This is a genomic window from Pengzhenrongella sp., assembly GCF_036565025.1.
Lineage (GTDB): Bacteria > Actinomycetota > Actinomycetes > Actinomycetales > Cellulomonadaceae > Pengzhenrongella.
On sequence record NZ_DATCNW010000370.1, the window covers coordinates 1 to 21016 of the forward strand.

Annotated in this window: 17 protein-coding genes; 12 read left to right on the top strand and 5 right to left on the bottom strand. The window is 71.3% G+C overall.

Annotated features, from left to right (window positions below):
- Positions 1 to 40 precede the first annotated feature (40 nt).
- The 3 genes from VIM26_RS21025 to VIM26_RS21035 are packed head-to-tail and all read right to left on the bottom strand — an operon-like array spanning position 41 to position 3280.
- On the bottom strand, positions 41 to 931 hold the full coding sequence (locus VIM26_RS21025; protein WP_331954893.1) for a carbohydrate ABC transporter permease: 891 nt from the start codon (positions 929 to 931) through the stop codon (positions 41 to 43).
- Positions 932 to 933: 2 nt separating this feature from the next.
- Positions 934 to 1893, bottom strand: coding sequence for a sugar ABC transporter permease (locus VIM26_RS21030; RefSeq protein WP_331954894.1), 960 nt, complete (start codon positions 1891 to 1893; stop codon positions 934 to 936).
- A 52-nt stretch (positions 1894 to 1945) separates the two neighbouring features.
- Positions 1946 to 3280, bottom strand: coding sequence for an extracellular solute-binding protein (locus VIM26_RS21035; protein ID WP_331954896.1), 1335 nt, complete (start codon positions 3278 to 3280; stop codon positions 1946 to 1948).
- A 119-nt stretch (positions 3281 to 3399) separates the two neighbouring features.
- Here VIM26_RS21035 and VIM26_RS21040 point away from each other — a divergent pair, with 119 nt between their 5' ends.
- The gene (locus tag VIM26_RS21040) at positions 3400 to 4551 is read left to right on the top strand and encodes a transposase (RefSeq protein WP_331954898.1); all 1152 of its coding nucleotides are present in this window, start codon (positions 3400 to 3402) and stop codon (positions 4549 to 4551) included.
- Between the two features lie 270 nt (positions 4552 to 4821).
- Here the strand turns inward: VIM26_RS21040 and VIM26_RS21045 are convergent, their stop codons facing one another.
- Positions 4822 to 5721, bottom strand: a complete 900-nt coding sequence (locus tag VIM26_RS21045) for an AraC family transcriptional regulator (protein ID WP_331954900.1) — start codon at positions 5719 to 5721, stop codon at positions 4822 to 4824.
- A gap of 101 nt (positions 5722 to 5822) precedes the next feature.
- Between VIM26_RS21045 and VIM26_RS21050 the strand changes: the two genes are divergently transcribed.
- The 11 genes from VIM26_RS21050 to VIM26_RS21100 all read left to right on the top strand — a co-directional run bounded on the left by VIM26_RS21050 (position 5823) and on the right by VIM26_RS21100 (position 20283).
- A complete protein-coding gene (locus VIM26_RS21050) occupies positions 5823 to 9239 on the top strand; it encodes a DUF5107 domain-containing protein (protein WP_331954902.1) in 3417 nt (1138 codons plus the stop codon).
- Positions 9236 to 10504: a cellulase-like family protein gene (locus VIM26_RS21055; RefSeq protein ID WP_331954904.1), complete on the top strand. Its 1269-nt coding sequence runs from the start codon at positions 9236 to 9238 to the stop codon at positions 10502 to 10504. The genes VIM26_RS21050 and VIM26_RS21055 overlap by 4 nt, the downstream gene beginning before the upstream one ends.
- A 62-nt stretch (positions 10505 to 10566) precedes the next feature.
- Complete coding sequence (locus VIM26_RS21060; RefSeq protein WP_331954905.1) at positions 10567 to 11859, top strand: substrate-binding domain-containing protein; 1293 nt, start codon at positions 10567 to 10569, stop codon at positions 11857 to 11859.
- Entirely contained in the window at positions 11856 to 12812 is a 957-nt protein-coding gene (locus tag VIM26_RS21065) for a sugar ABC transporter permease (RefSeq protein WP_331954907.1), read from the top strand. Before VIM26_RS21060 ends, VIM26_RS21065 begins: the two co-directional genes overlap by 4 nt.
- Positions 12813 to 12888: 76 nt before the next feature.
- Positions 12889 to 13674 carry a carbohydrate ABC transporter permease gene (locus VIM26_RS21070; RefSeq protein ID WP_331954909.1) on the top strand — a complete coding sequence of 262 codons (786 nt, stop codon included), beginning with the start codon at positions 12889 to 12891 and terminating at the stop codon, positions 13672 to 13674.
- On the top strand, positions 13671 to 15764 hold the full coding sequence (locus VIM26_RS21075) for an alpha-galactosidase (RefSeq protein WP_331954911.1): 2094 nt from the start codon (positions 13671 to 13673) through the stop codon (positions 15762 to 15764). Before VIM26_RS21070 ends, VIM26_RS21075 begins: the two co-directional genes overlap by 4 nt.
- The gene (locus VIM26_RS21080) at positions 15761 to 16705 is read left to right on the top strand and encodes a hypothetical protein (protein WP_331954913.1); all 945 of its coding nucleotides are present in this window, start codon (positions 15761 to 15763) and stop codon (positions 16703 to 16705) included. The genes VIM26_RS21075 and VIM26_RS21080 overlap by 4 nt, the downstream gene beginning before the upstream one ends.
- 170 nt (positions 16706 to 16875) lie before the next feature.
- Entirely contained in the window at positions 16876 to 17280 is a 405-nt protein-coding gene (locus tag VIM26_RS21085) for a TOBE domain-containing protein (protein WP_331954914.1), read from the top strand.
- Positions 17281 to 17335: 55 nt separating this feature from the next.
- Complete coding sequence (modA, locus tag VIM26_RS21090; protein ID WP_331954916.1) at positions 17336 to 18145, top strand: molybdate ABC transporter substrate-binding protein; 810 nt, start codon at positions 17336 to 17338, stop codon at positions 18143 to 18145.
- 69 nt (positions 18146 to 18214) lie between these two features.
- The gene (locus VIM26_RS21095; RefSeq protein WP_414696536.1) at positions 18215 to 19087 is read left to right on the top strand and encodes an ABC transporter permease; all 873 of its coding nucleotides are present in this window, start codon (positions 18215 to 18217) and stop codon (positions 19085 to 19087) included.
- Positions 19084 to 20283: an ABC transporter ATP-binding protein gene (locus VIM26_RS21100; RefSeq protein WP_331954918.1), complete on the top strand. Its 1200-nt coding sequence runs from the start codon at positions 19084 to 19086 to the stop codon at positions 20281 to 20283. Before VIM26_RS21095 ends, VIM26_RS21100 begins: the two co-directional genes overlap by 4 nt.
- 15 nt (positions 20284 to 20298) lie before the next feature.
- Here the strand turns inward: VIM26_RS21100 and VIM26_RS21105 are convergent, their stop codons facing one another.
- Positions 20299 to 20961, bottom strand: a complete 663-nt coding sequence (locus tag VIM26_RS21105; protein ID WP_331954920.1) for a hypothetical protein — start codon at positions 20959 to 20961, stop codon at positions 20299 to 20301.
- Between the last annotated feature and the right edge of the window lie 55 nt (positions 20962 to 21016).

Sequence of the window (21016 nt, forward strand, 5' to 3'; positions counted from 1 at the left end):
CACCAGGGACCGCGCTCGGGCTGACAACTCGGGGCGGGGGTCAGCCCTTGAGGCCGGTGCCGGCGATGCCTTCGACCATCCGGCGCTGGAAGAAGAGGAACAGGAGCACCAGGGGGAGGGCTGCCAGGATCGAGGACGCCATCGTGTCCGCGTAGCGGATCCCGAACGCGCCCTGCACCGTGGCGATCCCGACCGGGATCGTCATCAGCTGCGGGTTGCTCACGACGAGCAGCGGCCACAGCAGGTTGTTCCACGTCCAGACGAACGTGAAGATCGACACCGCCGAGACCACCGGCAGGGTCAGCGGCATGATGATCCGCGAGAAGATCCGCAACGGGCTCGCGCCGTCGAGCCGGGCGGACTCCTCCAGCTCGCGGGGCAGCCCGTCGAAGAACTGCTTGAAGATGAAGACCGCGACGGCGAGCGGGATCTGCGGCAGGATCACCGCCCAGTAGGTGTTCAGCAGGCCGAGGGAGTCGACCAGGCGGAACTGCGGGACGACGAGCGCCTGTCCGGGGATCATGATGCCGGCGAGGATGAAGAAGAACGCCAGCTCGCGGAACCGGAACCGCATCCGGGACAGCGCGTACGCCGCCAGGCTCGCGGTGAGCACGGTGCACGCCGCCGTGACCGCCGAGGTGATGAAGCTCGACGCGTACCAGTTCCAGATGTCACCGCGGGAGAAGAGCGCCTGGTAGGCGGCGAACGTGGGGTTGTCGATCAGCCAGGTCGTGACGGTGGTCTCGACGTTCGGCTTCAACGACGTGTCGACGGCCCACAGCAGCGGGATGAGCCACAGCAGCGCGAAGAAGATGAGCACGCCCGCGCACACCCGGTTGAAGATCTTGTTCCGGCGGGCCGTGCGACGCTCGAACGCGATGGCCAATGCGGTGCGCCGGTCGAGATCGAGGTCGGTGGTCGAAGCGGTCACGGTCAGCTCTCCTCGTTCTGGCGGCGGGTGATGACGAGCCACACGGCAGAGGCGATCAGCACCACGATGAAGAACAGGGTCGACGCCGCCGCGGCGTACCCCGTGCGCATGTCGGTGAAGCCGCTGTCGTAGATGTACTGCAGGACCGAGCGGGTGGCGTAGTTCGGACCGCCCTGGGTCATGATGAACATCTGGTCGAAGACCTTCAGCGAGGCGATGAACTGGAGCACCGCGACGAGGGTGGTGGTCCGGGCGAGGAGCGGCAGCGTGATCAGCCGCAGCTGCTGCAGCGGGCTGGCACCGTCGATGGACGCGGCCTCGTACAGCTCGCGGGAGATCTCCCCGAGCCCCGCGAGGTACAGCACGAAGTTGAAGCCGAGCGTCCACCACACGGTGGCCAGCGCCAGGGACGGCATCGCCCAGTGCGGGTCGCTGAGCCAACCGGGCGCGGTGAGCCCGATCAGCGTGACGAACTTGGTGAGCAGCCCGATGATCGGTGCGTAGAGCCACACCCAGATCAGCGCCATCACGGCCGAGGGCAGCACGTAGGGCGTGAAGAACGCGACCCGGAAGAACGCCTTGCCCCGGGTGGCCCGCTCGGCCAGCCACGCGAACACCAACCCCAGGATCACCAGCGGCGGGGTGGTGAGCAGCGCGAAGTAGATGGTGTGCCACATCGACTGCCAGAACTCGCGGCTGCCGAACGCCTCGGCATAGTTGTCCAGACCGGCGAAGGTGCCCAGCCCGGGCTTGACCAGGCTGGTGTTGAAGAAGCTCATCAAGAGCCCGTACAGCGCGGGTCCGATGATGAACAGGATGTACAGGATCAGGAACGGAGCGAGGAAACCGAGCGCGGTGAGCGGCGGGGTCTGGTTGCCGACCCGACGTCGGCGGTCGCGGTCGGGTGCCCCGCGCCCCGCGCTCCGGGCGCGGGTCGTCTCGACGGTCTGGACTGTGGTCACGGGAGCCTCCTGCATCGGAGCGTTGTTCGGGTCGACGTCGTTCGCGTCGCGGTCATACCGGTGACGGCGTGTTGGCGAGCACGGTGAGCTTCGGGATCATCTGGGCGAGCGCGGCCTCTGGTGAGAGCTGCCCCTGCTCGACGGCGCCCATCGACGCGCCGACGATGTTCTCGAAGTTCGAGCCGGAGCCCGAGTACCAGCCCGGGTCGTCGTAGATCGCGCCGTCGGCCGCCGCGGCGTAGTTGGACTGCGGCGTCAGGTTTGCGTAGCCCGGGCTGGTCAGCGTCGGCTGCCACGCCGGGATGTGGCCGCCCTCGGACCAGGTGAGGGACTGGTCGAGCATCGCCTTGATGAACGTGAGCGACTTGTCGAGCTGGGCCTGGTCGTGCTGCTGCTTCGGGAGCACGAAGGTGTGCGAGTCGGCCTGGACGGCGTACGGCCCGCCGAAGACGTTCGGCCACAGCGTCATGCTGAACGGCATCTTGGCCGTCTGGAACGTGGTGATCTCCCACTCCCCGTTGAAGTGGAAGGCCGATGCGCCGGTGGCGAAGGTCGCGATCGACGCCTGGTACTCGATGGCTGCGATGAGCTTCTTCTCCACGGTGAGCGAGCGCCAGTACGTGAAGACCTTCAGCGCCCGGTCCTTGTCGATGACGACCTTGGTCCCGCCGTCGTCGACGATGTGCTTGCCGCCGAGCTGCGCGTACAGGGTGGCGAAGACCCGGAAACCGTTGACCGGGCTGGTCGCGCCGAACTGGCCGGTGACCTTCTGGGTGCGTTCGAGCGCGTCGGCGAACGCGCCCTCCCCGTCCATCGAGACCAGGGAGCCGTCCTTGTTGAGCAGCCCGGCCTTCTTGCAGATGTCCGTGTTGTAGAACATCACCTGGGGGTGGGTGTCGAGCGGGATCGAGTACACCTTCCCGTCGACCAGACCTGCCTCCCAGACCCGCGGGGTGAAGTGCTCGGCGCTCAAGCCGTGTCGGGCCAGGTCCGCTGGTTTGAGCTCGGTCAGCAGCCCCGCCTCGACGAGCGTCTTCATGCGGGTCAGGTGCGAGACCGCGACGTCCGGCGGCTTGTCTCCGACGGTCGCCAGCGCCAGCTTCGTGTAGTACGGGTTCCCCCACGCCCAGGTCGTGGCCTCGAGGCCGACCTTGGGGTAGGCCTTCTGGAAGCCATCGAGCATCTGCTGCTGGCGGACGCCGTCGCCGCCGCCGAACAGGTTCCAGTACTGGAGCGTGCCGGCAGCCAGCGGGGCCGCGACGAGGCCCGCGGCGAGCGGCGTCGAGCAGCCGGCGAGGGCCGCGAACCCCGCGCCGGCGAGCGCACCGCCGAGGAAGGTCCGGCGGGAGAGCCCGGACGGGATCGAGATGCGGAGACGGTCGTTCATCAGAGTATGCCCGCGAAACCTCTGGCTTCAGCCATGGGGAGGTGAGGGTGCTTCTGCTTGGTTAGCGACACGCTGGGTCCTTTCGATCGAACGTCAGTGCTACCCGGTATGGTTGATTTATGCCCATTGAGACGGTTCGGTACACGTATCGCCTCCGCCCCGGTGCGCAGGCTGAGGCCGCGCTGATCTGCGAGTGGAACCGGTGCCGGTTTCTGTGGAACGAAGCCGTCAACCAGTCCAAGACTTCGCGCAAGCCCACGTTCGGGAAGCTGTCGAAGCTCCTGACCGAAGCTCGCGGGGCGCACGCCTGGTTGCGGGAGGGGTCGCAGGTCGCGCAGCAGCAGACCCTGCGCGACTACGCCCGGAGCCTCGACCAGTCGTTCGCGGTCAAGGGGTGCGGGCGCCCGAAGTTCAAGGCGCGGAAGAAGTCCCTGCCGTCCCTCGAGTACACGACTCGTGGGTTCGCCGTGAGAGACGGGCGCCTGGTCCTGCCTAAGGGCGTCACCGTCCCGGTGGTGTGGTCCAGGGACCTGCCGTCCGACCCGACGAGCGTCCGCGTCTTTCAGGACACCCTCGGGCACTGGTACGCGTCGTTCGTGGTGCGCCGCGACGCCCAACAGGCGGCGGCCGCTGAGGGGCGGATCGGTGTGGACTGGGGCGTGAGCGCCACGGCATCGACCACCAATCCCGTGTTCGACCTGCCGCACTCCCAGCACCGCAAACGGTCCGCCGAAGCCCTCGCGAAAGCGCAGCGGCGCATGGCGCGCCGGCACCGCGCGAACAAGGTGCAGTCCAACGGGTACCTGCGAAAGCGCCACGAGGCGGCGGTGCTGCACAAGAAGGGCGCCCGGCAAGTTCAGTACGACGCGCGTATCTGGGCCAAGAGGATTGTCGAGGCCCACCAGCTGATCGCTGTGGAGGACTTCAGACCGAAGTTCCTCGCGAAGTCCACCATGGCGAGGAAGGCCGCTGATGCGGCGATCGGTGCGGCGAAGCGGGAGCTCATCTACCGTGGTGTGCGGGCTGGCCGACAGGTGGTGTTGGTTCAGCCCGCGTACACGACCATGACCTGCTCGAGGTGCTTTGCGAGAGCCAAGCGGCACCTCGAACTGGGCCAACGAACCTTCACGTGCTCGACCTGCGGCTTCACCGCAGGCCGGGACGTGAACGCTGCCAGGGTGATCCTGGCTGTGGCAGAACGGGGCCACACCAGTGTCGAGGGCGTCAGACATCAGGAGCCTCCTTCCGAGGATGTTGCTGGTGCGGCCTGAGTTGGAAATCCCCCGGATCCATCCGAGGGGAACCGTTAAAGGCGCACACCATCCTGGTAATAGCCATGCGAGGAGCGGTCGAGGCGACGGATCGCCTGGCCTCCCAAAGCGCGACATTGCAACTTCATCCGCACGAACGTTGACCCGTCTACATCGATGTACGAAAGTTAGCCGCCAGGGCAACACAGGTCAAGGCTTCCCAAACACCAATGCGACAACTCTTGCCCGAGAGTGGAGTAGCCGCCCTCGCGAGGCGCTTCGAGCGGGCGGTTACTCCACTCTCGGCGGAGGGGTCAGCGAGTCACGGGCGTGCTGGTCGCGGTAGGTGGTGGGGCTGGTGCCGTGCACGGTGCGGAACTGGCGGGAGAAATAGAACGGGTCGGGGTAGCCGACCGACTCGGCGATCTCCGCGACGCCGCGGCTCGTCATCAGCAGCAGCTCGCAGGCGCGCGCCATCCGCAGCCGCTTGGTGTACTCCACGACCCCGCCGCCCGTCGCGGCGCGGAACAGCGCGGAGAAGTGCGGCACCGACAGGCTCGCGGTCCGGGCCAGCTCCGGGACGCTGGTGCGCGCGGCGAGGTTGCGGCGCAGGTGGTCCTGCGCCTGGCGCACGACCTGGGACCCGCCGGGGCTGCCGGCCGCACGGTCGGCCGCGAGCAGGGCGAGCAGCGCGAAGCCGGCGCCGGTCGCGGTGAGCAGGTTCGGCAGGGTGTCGTCGCGCTCCATCGCGGCGACGGCGGACTCGATCAGCTCCACCGCGCGGTAGGGGTCGTGCAGGTCGACGACCGTCTCGTCGCCGGGGACCCCCAGCGTGGAGAAGAAGTGCGGGAGATCGCCGCCCACGACATGCAACCACCAGATCGTCCATGGGTCGTCGTCGTCCGCCCAGTAGGCGTGCGCGAGGTTCGGCGGGATCACCAGCGCCTGGCCGGGGCCGACGGTGCTGAGCCGGTCACCCACCCGGCAGTGCCCCACGCCGCGCGTGCACACGATGAGGATCGCGCCGTCGGCGCCGTTCTTGCGCTGGCGCCCGTGCAGGCGCGCGGTCGGGAAGTAGCCCGCGTCGGTGACCAGCAGCCGTGACGTGAGGTCGCTCGCGAGGGCGGCGCCGATTGTCGGGCGCGGCAGCACGCGCAGGCGCTCCCCGGGAAAACCGTCCTTGAGTCGCACCCGTCGCACCTTACACATCGAAGAACGATCATCGAAAGATCCAGGTGTCTCGATCGAATCGGACATTCTTTCGCACCCGGACCCGAACGTAGCGTCGAGCCATGCTCAACGCCGAGTCCCTGCTCGACCTCCCGGAGCGCCCCGCGGCGCAGGCCGGGGCCCCCGTCGCCGCGTGGGCGCAGCCGATGACCATCGACACCTACCTGCCGGCGGATCCCGACCGCTACCCCGCCTATCTCGACCGGCGGGTCTACCAGGGCTCGTCGGGCCGGGTGTACCCGCTACCGTTCTACGACCGCATCCGCGCCGAGAAGGTCCCGGTCGTCTGGGACGCGGTGCACCTGGAGAACCCGTGGGTGCGGCTGGTGATCCTGCCCCAGCTCGGCGGGCGGGTGCACGTGGCGCGCGAGCGGTCCACCGGCTACGACTTCTTCTACGCGAACCCGGTCATCAAGCCGGCCCTCGTCGGGCTCACCGGCCCGTGGCTCGCGGGCGGCGTCGAGTTCAACTGGCCGCAGCACCACCGCCCGGGGACCTTCCTGCCGATGGACGTCGAGCTCGAGCACGAGGCCGACGGCGCCGTCACCGTGTGGTGCTCGGACCACGACCCGTTCGCGCGGATGAAGGGCATGCACGGGCTCCGGCTGCGCCCCGACAGCACCGTCGTCGAGCTCCGGGTCCGGCTGTACAACCGCAGCGAGCTGACCCAGACCTTCCTGTGGTGGGCCAACGTCGCGGCCCGCGTCGACGACGACTACGAGTCGTTCTTCCCGCGTGACGTGCGGGTCGTCGCCGACCACGCGAAGCGCGCCGTGACCGCGTTCCCGCGCGCCGACCGGCCGTACTACGGCATCGACTACCCGGCGCGCGCCGACCGGGCAAGCCTCGCGAGCGACGGCACCCCCGTCACCGGGGACCTCCTCGGGTGGTTCCGCAACATCCCGGTGCCGACGTCATACATGTGCCTGGGCAGCGACGAGGACTTCTTCGGCGGCTACGACCACGCGCGCCGCGCGGGTTTCGTGCACGTCGCGGACCACCACCTCTCGGGCGGCAAGAAGCAGTGGACCTGGGGCAGCTCCGCGTTCGGCGACGCCTGGCACCGCAACCTGGCCGACGACGGCGCGGCGTACGTCGAGCTGATGGCCGGCGTGTTCACCGACAACCAGCCCGACTTCTCCTACCTGGCCCCGGGCGAGACGAAGGTGTTCTCCCAGTACTGGTACCCGATCCGCGAGCTCGGCCCGGTCGACCGCGCCAACGTCGACGCGGCCGTCCGGCTCCAGGTCGATACCGCCGCCGGCGTCGCCCGGGTCGGGGTGCTCGCGACCTCCGCGCGTGCGGGCGCTCAGATCGAGGTCCTCGCCCCCGGCGGGAGGCCGCTGTACGGATTGCGCGTCGACCTGCACGCGGGCGAGCCGCACATGCTCGACGTGCCGCTCGCCGCCGGCGCACTCGCTGAGCCCGGCCTGACCGTGCGCGTCCTGCACGAGGGCGCCGAGCTCGTCGCCTGGACGACCACAGCGGAGCTCGGCGCGCTGCCCGACGTCGAGCCGGCGAGGGAGCCTGCCGCGCCGGACCGGGTCGACTCGGTCGAGGAGCTGGCCGCCATCGCCGAGCACCTCGAGCTTTACCGGCACGCCACCCGGTCCCCGGAGCCGTACTGGCGCGAGGCGCTGCGTCGCGATCCCGGGCACGCCGCGAGCCTGGTCGGGCTCGGGCAGCGCGCGTACCGCCGCGGCGACCTCGCCGCCGCCACCGACCTGTTCAACCGCGCCGTCGCGCGGCTCACCGCGCTGCACCCGAACGCGTCCGACACCTCGGCGAGCTACCTGCTCGGCCTCGTGCACGAACGCGCCGGGCGCCCGGCGCAGGCGCTCGTGGCGTACGGCAGGGCGTCCTGGACCCGTCAGTGGCGAGCCCCGGCGGGGTACCGGATGGCCCGCCTGGACGCGGCAGCCGGCCGTGACCGGTCCGCCCTCGCGCGGCTCGACGACGTCCTGCGCGCCGAGCCGGAGCACCTCCAGGGACTCGCCCTGAGGGTCGTCGTGCTGCGCCGGCTGGGCCGGCTCGACGCCGCCCAGGACGAGCTGCGACGGGCCCGGGCCCTGGACCGGCTCGACGCGTGGCTGCGGGACCTGGACGGTCTCGACCCGAGCGCGGATGCACAGATCGTGCTGGACGTCGCCCTCGAGCAGGCCGGGATCGGCGAGCTCGACGCCGCGGGGCGCCTGCTCGACCGGGCCCTCGAACGCGAGGCGCACCGTCCGAGCGGCCAGGCCGCCGCCGGCGCGCTCATCTCCTACCACCGCGCCGACCTGCTGCGCCGGTCCGGGCGACCTGCGCGGGCCGAGCGGGCGGCCGACGTCGGGCAGGGGGCTGATGCGACGCACTGCTTCCCCGGGCGCCTGGACGACGCTCTCGCGCTCGATCGGGAGGCCGCGCACCGGCCAGACGACTTCCGGCTGCATGCCCTGCTGGGCCACTGGCTGTACTCGGTCGGGCGGCATGGCGACGCGCTCGACCGGTGGCGCCGCAGCGCCGCGCTGCACGCCGACGACCCTGTCGTGTGGCGCAACATCGGGCTGGCGAGCCACGACCACGGGGACGGCCCCGAGGCGGCGCGCGACGCGTACGACCGCGCGCTCGCGGTCGCGCCGCGCGACGCTCGGCTGCGCTACGAGAGCGACCAGCTCGACGAGCGCCGCGGCCTGTCGGTCGCGGCCCGGCTGGACACCCTGCTCGCCCACTCGGACCTTGTCGCGCAGCGGCACGACGCGAGCGTGCAGCTCGCGAACCTGCTGGTCAGCGCCGACCGCGAGGGCGAGGCCCGCGACCTGCTGGCCGGGCGGACCTTCCAGCCCTGGGAGGGCGGCGAGGGCCAGGTGCTGCGCGCCTGGGAACGCGCGGGCACCCGCCTGGCGGTGCACGCGCTCGGTGCCGGTGAGCCGGTGGTCGCCGCGCGCCACCTGCTCGCGGCGCTCGAACCGCCGGCCTCGCTCGGCGAGGCGCGGCACCCGCTCGCCAGCACGGCGAACCTGCACCTGCTGCTCGGCGACGCCCTCGCCCTGACCGGTCGCGACGACGAGGCGCGCGCCGCCTGGGAGGCGGCCGCCGCGAGCGGCGACTTCCAGGTGATGCGTGCCGAGGAGCACAGCGAGGCGACGTTCTGGGGGGTGCTCGCGCTGCACCGGCTCGGCGCCCACGACCGGGCTGGCGAGCGCACCGCCCGGCTGCGCGCGTTCGCCGCGGAGCTGGGGACCACGGGCGCCGTCGTCGACTACTTCGCGACGTCGCTGCCGGACCTGCTGCTCTTCGCCCAGGACCCCGACGTCGCCCGCGGCCGGCGCGCGCGGTTCGTGCGGGCCCAGCTCGCCGTGCTCGACGGCGACGAGGGGCTCGCCGGCGAGCTGCTCGATGCGTTGCTGGTCGACTGCCCCCATCACCTCGATGCCCTTGACCTGCAGTTTCTCCTCGCGCAACCCGTTGCGCTTCTCACGGCTGGAGTCGGAGCATGAAACTTTTCACCCCGTCCACGGGCGCACCCAGCGCCCTGACGATCACCCTGTGGGACTTCTCCTGGTACGTGCGCACCGGACCGGGGGAGCCGTTCGAGGACCTGGACGCGGCCTTCGCGCAGGCGGTCGAGCGCGGCTACAACACTGTGCGGATCTGCGCGATGCCGTTCCTGCTGTTCGGTTCCGGGCTGGACACGACCGCGCTCGAGCTCGGGCCGCTCGGTGGCGGCTACGGGCGGGCGACCCGCTGGTACGACGTCGCCGGGAGCACGACGATCGACGCCCGTGCGCACCTGCTCGAGCTGTTCCGGGCGGCCCGGCGGCACGACGTCAGAATCATCGCGTCGTCCTGGGAGTTCCAGCAGAGCCCGGTCTTCGCGGCCGACCGCGCCTGGTTCGACACGCTCGCGGCCGTGCCGCCCGAGGACCGCCCGATGCGCCTCGCCGAGGCGCACGCCGACCTGGTCGACCTGCTCGTGGCCGAGGGGCTCGACGACGTCCTGGTGTTCACCGAGCTGCACAACGAGGTGCAGATCGGGCACCTCACCGAAGGGCTCGCGGGCTCGGGCGCCGACGTCGTCGTCGCGCTGCGCGAGCGCCTCGAACCGGCGGTCGACCTGTTCCACGACCGGCACCCAGGCCGGCTGTGCTCGGTCAACTACGGCGCGGTTCCGGTGGCCGCGATGCGCGGCATCCCGGAGAACATCGACGTGCTCGTCGTGCACCCGTACGTCTATGGCGTCCTGGACGACTTCGTCCATCAGTTCGGGCTGCGCGGACCGGTCGAGGACTTCGACGACGAGCGGGCGCGCGAGCTGCTGCGCCCGGACGCCCCCGGCATCGCAGCCTGGTCGGTCCCGGCCGCGGCCGCGTGGCGCGAGCAGGCCTCGATCATGTGCCGGCCCGAGGTGTACGTGCACGACTGGTGCGACCCCGCGCGGGTCGATGCCTGGCTGGACGAGCGCTACCCGCCGCACCACCTCGCGATGCGCCAGAAGCTGACCCTCTGGATGGACGTCGCGGCGGACTGGGCAGCCGCGCACGGCGCCGGCCTCGTGTTCGGCGAAGGCTGGGTCGGGTACACGCCCAGGGACTGCACGTTCGAGGAGGGGCCCCGCGGCGCCGAGCTGTGCCGCTTCGCCGCCCTCGAGTCCAAGCGGGTCGGCGCGTGGGGGACCGTCGTCTGCTCCAACGCCGCACCGCAGCACCCCATGTGGCACGACGTCGCACTCCAACGCGAATGCAACGGGCTGTTCACGACCTGACAGCGCCCACTTCCCATCCAGCACGACCCGACCGCGCCAACGACGGCGCACCGGAGGTAGAGATGTCCCCTCAGTTCGAGCTCACCCGCCGTAGCTTCCTGCTCAGCACGGCCGCCGTCGGAGGCGCCGCGGTGCTCTCCAGCTGCGTCGGAACCGGGTCCGGCGCGTCCAGCACCAAATCGGCGTCGACCACCACCCTCACGCTGCAGAACTCCATCCAGGACGAGGCACCCAAGGCCGCGCTGGCGAACCTGGTGAACGCGTTCGGCGGACCGAAGACCACCATGAACTCGGTCGCGACCGAGCAGTTCCGCGCCCAGCTCTCCACCTACCTGACCTCCTCGACCCCGCCGGACGTGCTGTCCTGGTACGCGGGATCCGTCGCGCGGGACTACGCCGAGCAGGGACTCTTGCTCGACGTGTCCGACCTGTGGAAGGGCGACGGCGCGTGCGCGGGCTTCTCGGACTCGCTCAAGAGCCTGTCGAGCGCCAAGGACGGCAGCCAGATCTTCGTCCCGACGAGCTACTACTGGTGGTCGATCTTCTACAAGAAGTCCTCGTTCGCGAAGTGGGGCGTCGAGGTCCCGGCCACCTGGGACGAGTTCATCGGCGTGTGCGACACCCTCGCCAAGAAGAAGGTGTACCCGCTCGCCAACGGGGTCGGGTCCACCCCGTGGATGGCGTCGGGCTGGTTCGACTACCTCGACCTGCGCGTCAACGGCGCGGAGTACCACCGCGAGCTGCTCACCGGCAAGCACTCGTTCACGGACAAGAAGGTCGTCGACGTGATGGAGCAGTACAAGCGGATCATCCCGTACTTCGACCCGAACCAGGCGTCCTACTCGGCGCAGGAGGGCGCCACCCCGATGATCCAGAACAAGTCGGCGATGTACCTCATCGGGGCGTTCTGCATCCCGTACTTCCCCAAGGACCAGCAGGACGACCTGGACTTCTTCTCGGTCCCGACCATCGACCCGTCGATCCCCAGCGCGGAGGAGGCGCCCACCGACGGCTTCTTCGCGGCCGCCAAGAGCCGCAACCCCGACGGGGCGAAGCAGCTGCTCAGCTACCTGGCGTCGGCCAAGTCGCAGGAGAAGTACGCCAAGGACTCCGGCTCGACGAGCCTGCCGACCTCGCCCGACGTCGACACGTCCGGCTTCTCGCCCATCGTCCAGAAGGGCATCAAGCTGCTCGCCGAGACGAAAGAGGTCACCCAGTTCTTCAACCGTGACTCCTCCGACGCGCTGCAGGAGACCGCGAGCACCGCGCTCACGAAGTTCCTCGCCGACCCGTCCGACATCACCCGCACGTTGAAGGACTGGCAGGCGGCCGCGAAGACGGTGTTCGCGTCATGATCGATCAGGCCGGCCGGGCGCTCGCCGCGGACCAGACCCCGCCGTCGCCCGAGCCGGCGGCGCGCCGCCGTCGGCCGGGCGGCCCGATGGCGCGGGTGCCGCCGATCGTGTGGGCGTTCCTGCTGGTGCCGCTCGCGATCGAGCTGTTCTGGGTGTTCTGGCCGGCCGCGAACAGCTTCTCGCTGTCGCTGACCCACTGGAACGGCATCGGCGCCGCCGAGCCGGTCGGGCTGGCGAACTACCGTGACCTTGCCGCGGACCCGATCTTCCGCACCGCGCTGGGCAACAACGTCATCTGGATCTTCGGCTTCGGCGGCCTGTCCGTCATCGGCGGGCTGAGTCTCGCGGTCGCGCTGAACAAGCCCGGCCGCGGGGTGGCGCTGTACCGCAGCGCGATCTACCTGCCGATGGTCGTCTCGCTGGCCGTGACCGGGCTGTTCTGGCGGGTCATGTACCAGCCGGACGGGCCGATCAACGCGACCCTGCGCCTGCTCGGCCAGGACTCGCTCACCCGGCAGTGGCTCGCCGACCCGAACCTCGCCCTGTACGCGGTGCTGGTGGCCGCGGTCTGGCGGCAGGTCGGCTACATCATGGTGCTGTACCTGGCGGGCCTGAAGAGCTGCGACGTCTCGCTCGAGGAGGCCGCCGCGGTCGACGGAGCGAACGCGTGGCAGCGGTTCTGGCGGATCGTCATGCCGCAGCTACGGGGGGTCAACACCGTGGTGTTCGCGGTCACCGTCATCGACTCGCTGCGCACGTTCGACATCGTGTGGGCGATGACCCGCGGCGGGCCGTACGACTCGACGCAGCTGCTCAGCACGTACATGTTCCAGCAGGCGTTCACGCTGGTGAACCTGGGTTACGGGTCCGCGATCGCGGTCGTGATCTTCCTGCTCGCGATCTCGTTCATCATCACGTACCTCGCGCGTCAGGCGCGGGCGGAGGAGAGCTGAGATGATGTCCGCTATTGATGCCCCTGGGGGAGTTCGCCGGCCCCGGCCCGTACATTCCCCGTGGTTCCACCTCGTCATGGCGCCGATCGCGCTGGCCTGGCTCAGCCCGATCGTGTTCGTGCTGCTCGTCTCGTTCCGGACGTTCGACGACATCGCGTCCCGGGGCCTGGGTGCGCTGCCCGCGTCGTTCACCCTGGACGCGTTCCGTACCGCGTTCACGCGCGGACACATCGGCACCGCGCTCGGCAACAGCGCGATCGTCACCTTCTGCACGGTCTCGCTGTCCCTGCTGCTCGCGTCCCTCGCGGCGTACGCGCTCGGACGCTTCAAGGTCCCGGGGCGGCGCACGATCCTGCTGACCATGCTCGCCGGCAACCTGCTGCCGCCGCAGATCCTGCTCATCCCTGTCTCGCGGATCGCCGAGTCGCTCGGCATCTACGACTCTCTGGCCGCGCTGATCGTGGTGCAGGTGAGCTTCGGGCTGGGCTTCTACACGTTCGTGCTGCACGGGTTCATCCGGTCGCTGCCCGCCGAGGTCTTCGAGGCGGCCGTGCTCGACGGCGCCGGGGCGGGGCGGATCTACTGGCAGATCGTGCTGCCGCTGTGCCGGCCGGCCCTCGCGGCGCTCGGCGCGCTCGCCACGACCTGGATCTTCAACGACCTGATCTGGGCGATGACCGTGCTGCGCACCGAGACGCGGTTCCCGATCACGGCCGCGCTGCTCAACCTCCAGGGCGGTTTCTCGAGCTCGTGGAACGTGGTCGCGGCGGGTTCCGCGGTGGCCGCGCTGCCGACGGCGATCATCTTCTTCATGTTCCAGAAGCACTTCGTGTCCGGCCTGCTCGTCGGCTCCAACAAGTGAGGGACCTCGTGACCTGGACGCTGCGCACGGCCCGATCGGAGTACGTGCTGGGCGAGGCCCCGGACGGCGCCGGGCTGATGCTCGAGCACTGGGGTGAGCCCGGCCGGCACGTGCCGTCGGTCCCCGCGGGCTCGTCGTCCTTCGAGGCCGACCTCGACGCCGCGCCGCTCGAGCTGACCGCGCTCGGGACCAGGCACGTGCACGGGGTCGAGCTGGTGATGCGGCGCCCGGGCGGGGTCGCGGGGGTCAGGCTGCGCCTCGCGGATCCCGTCGTGCTCAACGACGACGGGACCCGCCAGCACCTGATGGCGCGCCTCGCCGACGACGACGCGGAGGTCGCGGTCACCCTGCACGTCGTGGCCGACCGGCGGCACGACGTCGTCGAGAAGTGGGCGGTGGTCGAGAACCTGTCGCCGACCGCCGAGCTGCACCTGGCGCGCGCGTTCAGCGCGGCGTGGTGCCTGCCTGTCGGCCCGGGAGCGCGGGTCGACGCGCTCGTGGGGGCCTGGTCTCGGGAGTTCACGCCGGTGACGGTCGACCTGCCCGCCGGGTCGTTCAGCATCGGGAGCCGGCAGGGGATCACCTCGCACACCTACTCGCCGGTGGTGGCGGTCTCGCCTCGATCGGCAGGGGAGGGACGCGGGGCGTACGGGATCGCGCTGGCCTGGAGCGGGTCGTGGCGGCTGGCCGTGGACGCGGTGCCGTTCGGCGACCACGTGCGGGTCAGCGGCGGGGTCGACGACGAGTCGCAGGTCATCCGCCTCGAGCCCGGCGCGCGCTTCGAGGCTCCCGCGATGCAGGGGCTCTGGAGCCCGCTCGGGCCCGACGACCTGGCGCAGGGCTGGCACCGCTACCAGCGCGATGTGCTCGCGCGGTCCTTGGGCCCGGAGCACCGGCCGGTCGTCTACAACTCCTGGTACGCGACCGGCTTCGACGTCCGGGCGGACCACCAGCTCGCGCTCGCCGACGTCGCCGCGGAGCTCGGCGCGGAGGTCTTCGTGGTCGACGACGGGTGGTTCCGCGGCCGGGACTCCGACACCGCCGGCCTGGGCGACTGGTGGCCCGACGACGCTGCGTTCCCCGGCGGGCTGGGCCCGCTCGCGTCCGGCGTCATCGACCGCGGGATGCGGTTCGGGCTGTGGGTCGAGCCGGAGGCGGTCAACCCGGACAGCGACCTGTTCCGGGCGCACCCCGAGTGGGTCTACCGGGCCGGCGACCGGCCGCTGACCACCTTGCGTCACCAGTACCTGCTCGATCTGGGCCGGCCCGACGTCGAGCGGTGGGCGACCGACATGCTGCGCCGGGTCCTGGGCGAGCTGCCGATCACGTACCTCAAGTGGGACATGAACCGAGCCGTGAGCGACGGCGGTCGTCCGGGCGACCCGGACGGGCTCGCCTGGTCCTGGCAGCACACCGAGGCCTACTACCGGATCCTGCGGGTGCTGCGTACTGAGTTCGGTCACGTCACGCTTGAGGCGTGCGCGGGCGGCGGCGGGCGCATCGACAACGCGGTGCTCGCGCTGTGCGACGTCGTGTGGCCGAGCGACGAGACCGGGCCGCGGGACCGGCTGGCGATCCAGCACGGGTTCCTGTCCGCATACCCGCCGTCGGTCATGAGCTCGTGGGTCACCGACGAGCCGGACCGGCTCGACCCGGCCGCGGCGAGCCTGGAGTTCCGGTTCGTGGTGGCGATGGCCGGGGTGCTGGGGATCGGAGCCGACGTGCTCGCGTGGGACGCCGAGACGAGGGCGCTCGGGCGCCGGCTCGTGGCGCTGTACGTGTCCGTCCGGGACGTCGTGCAGCGCGGGACCGTGCTGCGCCGCGGGCTGCCGTCCGACGACCGGTACGCCGTGCAGTACACACATCCGAGCGACGGGCGGGTCGTGGTCCTGGCCTGGGCCCGACCGGGTCGCGGCGCGGAGCCGTTTCGGGTTCGGCTCGGTGGGCTCGACCCGGACGTGCGGCTGCGGGTGGCCGGGTCGCGCGAGGAGCTGACGGGCAAGCAGCTCGCGACCGACGGGCTCGCGGTGGGCTTCGCCCTGGCGGCGGACTGCGACGTCGTCGTGCTGGAACCCGTTCTCTCGCCGTGACCGGCGGGCCGGCGGCGGGCGGCTGGCGGCAGGCCGAGCTGCGGGCCACGACGGACCTCGCGCACGGCGGACGGTGGACCTCCCTGACCGGGGCGGGCCGCGAGTGGCTGTGGCGTCATCCGGACGTCGACCCGCGGGTCCGGGACTCGGTGTCGCCCGGCGACGCGTTCATCGACGCGGGCGGGGTCGAGGAGTGCTTCCCGACCGTTCGCGGCACGCCCGACCACGGTGACGCCTGGTCCCAGCCCTGGGACGGCACGACGTCGGACGCGTCCGTGAGCGCCGGCGGATTGCGCTTGACCCGCACCCTCGGTCCCGAGGGACTCGGACTTCGCGCGTCGTACCGCGTCGAGGGACCACCCGGCACGCCGTTCGTGCACGCGGTCCACGCGCTGCTCGACCTGCGACCCGGCGCCCGGCTCGTGCTGACCGGCGCCGGGGGAGCGGTCGATGGGCTGCCGACCGACGGTCTGCCGGTCGACGGGCCGCCGGTCGACGTGCTGGACCGCCCCGCCCCGGGCGACGTCATCCGAACGACCTGGCCCGATGGCGCTGGCGTCCCGCTCGACGTCCTCGGCCCCGACGACGGCACCGCGACGGCGGCGATCGTGCGCGGCGCCCGGCGCGCCGTCGTGCTCGACGGCGACGACGCGCTGCACCTGTCCTGGGGAGCGGTCGGCGACGGCGGCAGTGCCGGCGACGACGACGAGGTGCCGTGCTCACTCCTGGTCTGGCGCAACCTCGGCGGCTGGCCGGCGGGAGCGCCCTACCGCTCGATCGGCATCGAGCCGATGATCGGCGCGACGGCCGAGCCCCGCACACGGCCGTCCGACGCCGCCCGGATCGGCCCGTCCGGCCGGCTCCACTGGACGCTCACGATCTCCGCCTGGCGCCGCACCCCCTCCCGCACCCGTCATCCCAACCCAACCCCACCCCCGTAACGTCCGAGCGCTGACGTCCTATAGGACGTCAACGCTCGGACGTTGCGGGTGTTTGGGAGGTGAGCGACGGTCGAGGTTCGAGCCGCGTTCGCGGTCGGTGCTTCTCTCGTTGTACGCATCTGCGTCTTCCGGGCGATACCCGCTCCGCGGATGCGGATATGATCTCGGCTGTGACCTTGTTTCGGATCCGCCAGGCTGCCGAGCTGCTCGGGGTCAGTGATGACACCGTGCGGCGCTGGGCGGACAGCGGACGGCTGCCGACCACGACCGACGACTCGGGCCGGCAGGCGATCGAAGGCGCCGTGCTCGCCAAGTTCGCCGAGGAGCTCGCCGCCGAGAACCCGGTCAGCGCGCCGCGGATCAACCGCCAGTCGGCCCGGAACCATTTCACCGGGTTGGTCACCAAGGTCGTCCGCGACACCGTGATGGCTCAGGTCGAGATCCAGGCCGGGCCGTTCCGGGTCGTCTCCCTGATGAGCCGGGAGGCTGCCGACGACCTCGGCCTGGTCCCCGGAGTACTGGCCGTGGCCAGCGTGAAGTCCACCAACGTGGTCGTGGAGATCCCCGACAGCTGACCGTTGCCGATAGTTCCGCCCCTCGTTCGACACCCAGCGACCAACCGGAGAACCCATGCGCCGCCCCCTCGTCACCACCCTGGCGGCGGTCGCCGCCGCGTCGATCCTGCTGGCCGGGTGCGCAGCGTCCCCCGGTGACGCGGACCCCAAGGCGACGCCGGCGGCCGGCTCGTCCGCGACGACGTCGGACGTGTCCGGCGAGATCAACGTGTTCGCCGCGGCCTCGCTGACCGAATCGTTCAAAGAGCTGGGCACCAAGTTCGAGCAGGCCAACCCGGGCGCCACGATCACGTTCAACTTCGGACCCAGCTCGGGGCTGGCCACCCAGATCACCGAGGGCGCGCCGGCCGACGTGTTCGCCTCAGCCTCCGGCACCACGATGGACACGGTCGTCGCAGCGAAGGCCGCGCAGGCCCCGACGCCGTTCGCGGCGAACCTCCTCGAGATCGCCGTACCGCCGGACAACCCGGCGAAGGTCACCGCGCTGGCCGACCTCGCCAAGCCCGCGGTCAAGGTCGCGCTCTGCCAACCGGACGTGCCCTGCGGCAAGGTCGCCGGGACGGTCCTGAAGAACGCCAGGTTGACCGTCAAGCCCGTCACCCTCGAGGCCGACGTCAAGGCGACCCTGACCAAGGTCGAGCTCGGCGAGGTCGACGCCGGCCTCGTGTACGTCACCGACGTCCAGGCCGCGGGCGACAAGGTCAAGGGCATCGAGATCCCGGCCGACGCGAACACCTCGACGAGCTACCCGATCGCGTCTTTGACCGCGGCGAAGAACCCCGCGCTGGCCAAGGCCTTCGTCGACTTCGTGCTGTCCGCCGACGGTGCGAAGGTGCTGACCGCGGCCGGCTTCGAGAAGCCGTAGCTCGATGACCCGCCCCGCCGCGGCGGCTGACCCGAGCGTGAGGAGCGCGAGCGTGAGGAGCTTGAGCCGGTGACCGACTCCGACGCCACTCCGGGAGCCACCTCCGCGAGCCTGCGGCGCGCTGCGCCCCGGGCGCGGCGGGTCGAGGCCGTGACGGGCCGCACCCCGTGGCCGCTCGCGGTGCCGGCCGCCATCGCGGTGGCGTTCCTGCTGCTGCCGCTGGTCGGGCTGCTGCTGCGTGCGCCCTGGCGCGAGCTGCCGCGGATCCTGGTGGAGTCCTCGGCGCTCGACGCGCTGCGGCTCTCGCTCACCACCGCGACCGAAGCAACGGTGATCTCGGTGGTGCTCGGGGTGCCGCTCGCCTGGGTGCTGGCCCGGGCCCGGTTCCCGGGCCGCGGCCTGCTGCGGGCCCTGGTGACGCTGCCGCTCGTGCTGCCGCCCGTCGTCGGCGGGGTAGCGCTGCTGTTCGCGTTCGGGCGGCGGGGATTCATCGGGATATACCTCGACCAGTGGTTCGGGATCACCCTGCCGTTCACGACGGCGGGTGTGGTCGTGGCCGAGACCTTCGTCGCCATGCCGTTCCTCATCGTCACAGTCGAGGGGGCGCTGCGCTCGGCCAGCCGCGGCCTGGAGGAGGCCGCCGCGACGCTCGGGTCGCGGCCGTTCGCGACGTTCCGCCGAGTCACGCTGCCGATGATCGCGCCCAGCCTGGTGGCCGGCGCCGTGCTGTGCTGGGCCCGCGCGCTCGGTGAGTTCGGAGCGACCATCACGTTCGCCGGCAACTTCCCCGGCGTCACGCAGACCATGCCGCTGGCCGTCTACCAGGCCCTCGAACGCGATCCGGATGCGGCCGTCGCGCTCAGCCTGGTGCTGCTGGTCGTGTCGATCGCCGTCCTGGCGCTGCTGCGCGACCGTTGGCTCCGGCCGGGCGCCGCCCTGTGACCGCCGACCTGGCGCCGACCGCGGACCTCGCCGGCGCGCTGCACGCCGACGTCGTCGTCGAGCGGGGGGAGTTCCGGCTCGAGGCCGTGCTCGACGTCGAGCCCGGGCAGGTCCTCGCGGTCCTGGGGCCCAACGCGGCCGGCAAGACGACCCTGTTGCGCACGCTCGCCGGGCTCGGCGCGCTCACCGACGGCCGGATCGCGATCACCTATGCACGGGCAGCCTCGGGCGGTGGGCCGCTCGAACCTGACGTCTGGGACGACGCACGCGAGGGGGTGTTCCGGCCCGCCGTCGAGCGCGCGGTCGGGCTCGTGTTCCAGGACTACCGGCTGTTCCCGCACCTCAGCGTCGTGGACAACGTCGCCTTCTCGGCTCGAGCCCGCGGTGCCTCCCGGGGTGAGTCGCGCCGGGCCGCCGCACGTTGGCTGGACCGCCTGGACCTCGGCGCACTCGCGGCCCGCCGTCCGGGACAGCTGTCCGGCGGGCAGGCCCAGCGCGTCGCGCTCGCCCGCGCGCTGGCCTGCCGCCCGCGACTGCTCCTGCTCGACGAACCGCTCGCGGCCCTCGACGCGCGGACCCGGCTGGAGACCCGCGGCGAGCTGCGCCGGCACCTGTCCGCGTTCGTGGGGCCCAGCATCCTGGTCACCCACGATCCGCTCGAGGCGATGGTGCTGGCCGATCGCATCCTCGTGCTGGAGTCCGGGCAGATCGTGCAGGAGGGGACCCCCGCCGCCGTGGCGCGCAGGCCCGCCACCGAGTACGTCGCGCGCCTGGTCGGGCTGAACCTCTACCCCGGCACGCTGACCGAGCGGGCCACCGGCCGCATCGACCTCGACGCGGGCGGCACCCTGTACGCCGCGGGCCATGATCCGGCCGTCGACCCCTCCCCGACGATCGTCCCCGCGGCGGGCACCAGCATGCTCGCCGTCCTGTCGCCGTCGGCGATCTCCCTGCACACCCGCCGGCCCGACGCCGGTTCCCCGCGCAACGCCTGGACCGGCGTCATCACCGGCCTCGAGCTGCTCACCGACCGGGTCCGGATCGCCGTCGAGGGGAGCCCGCCCGCTCTGGTCGACATCACCCCCGCCGCGCTCGCGGACCTGCGGCTCGCGCCCGGGCAACCGGTGTGGCTGTCCGCGAAGGCGACCGAGGTTGTCGCGTACCCGGATGCCGGGCGGGCGCCGCGGGCGGTCTAGTTCTGGTCCGTCGACTCACTCAACGCTCGGCAAGCGCTCCCGCAGCATCCACCCGGACAGGGCGAGCACGAAGACCACGAAGGCCAGCGGCGCGATGACGTCCAGCGCCTCGATCCGCCACAGGCTCAGTACCGCGTGCGCGAGCGACAGGCCCGCGAGCACCTCGGCGCTCAGCCGAAGCCACCCGGGCGCGAAGGCCTGCCGGCACGCGACCGCGAAGCAGCCGATGGCAAAGAAGAGCGTGACGTCGGTCAGGTCGGTCCAGATCGCCAGGGTGCGGGTCGAATCCGCCGAGAGGTCGGGCTCGAGCGCCAGGGTGAGCACCGGAGCGACGGTGAGGACGGACGTCACCACCACCAGGACGCCCGTGCGTGCGACCCAGTCGGCGGCGTGACCAATGGCCGCCCTTCGGGAGAGGGCCCGCGCGAACAGGAAGAACGGCACCGCAGCGACCAGCTGGACGACCTGGGCGAACGTGATCACCGAACTGTGCTGGGCGTAGTACTCGCTGATGAACGCCGTCCGGTGGCTGGCGCGGGGCAGCGAGACCATCGCCTCGCCGAGCAGCAGCAGCACGACGAACGCCACGCCCCACCACCCCTGTGCCCGGCGCACGGGTGTGCCGGTCGGGGGAGCCGGGTGCGTCGTAGCCATCTCATGGCGGGGCGGGTTGCTCATCTGTTCCCTCGGCGGAGCGGGACTGCCGGTGAGATCGAACTTCTGAGCACAAGTT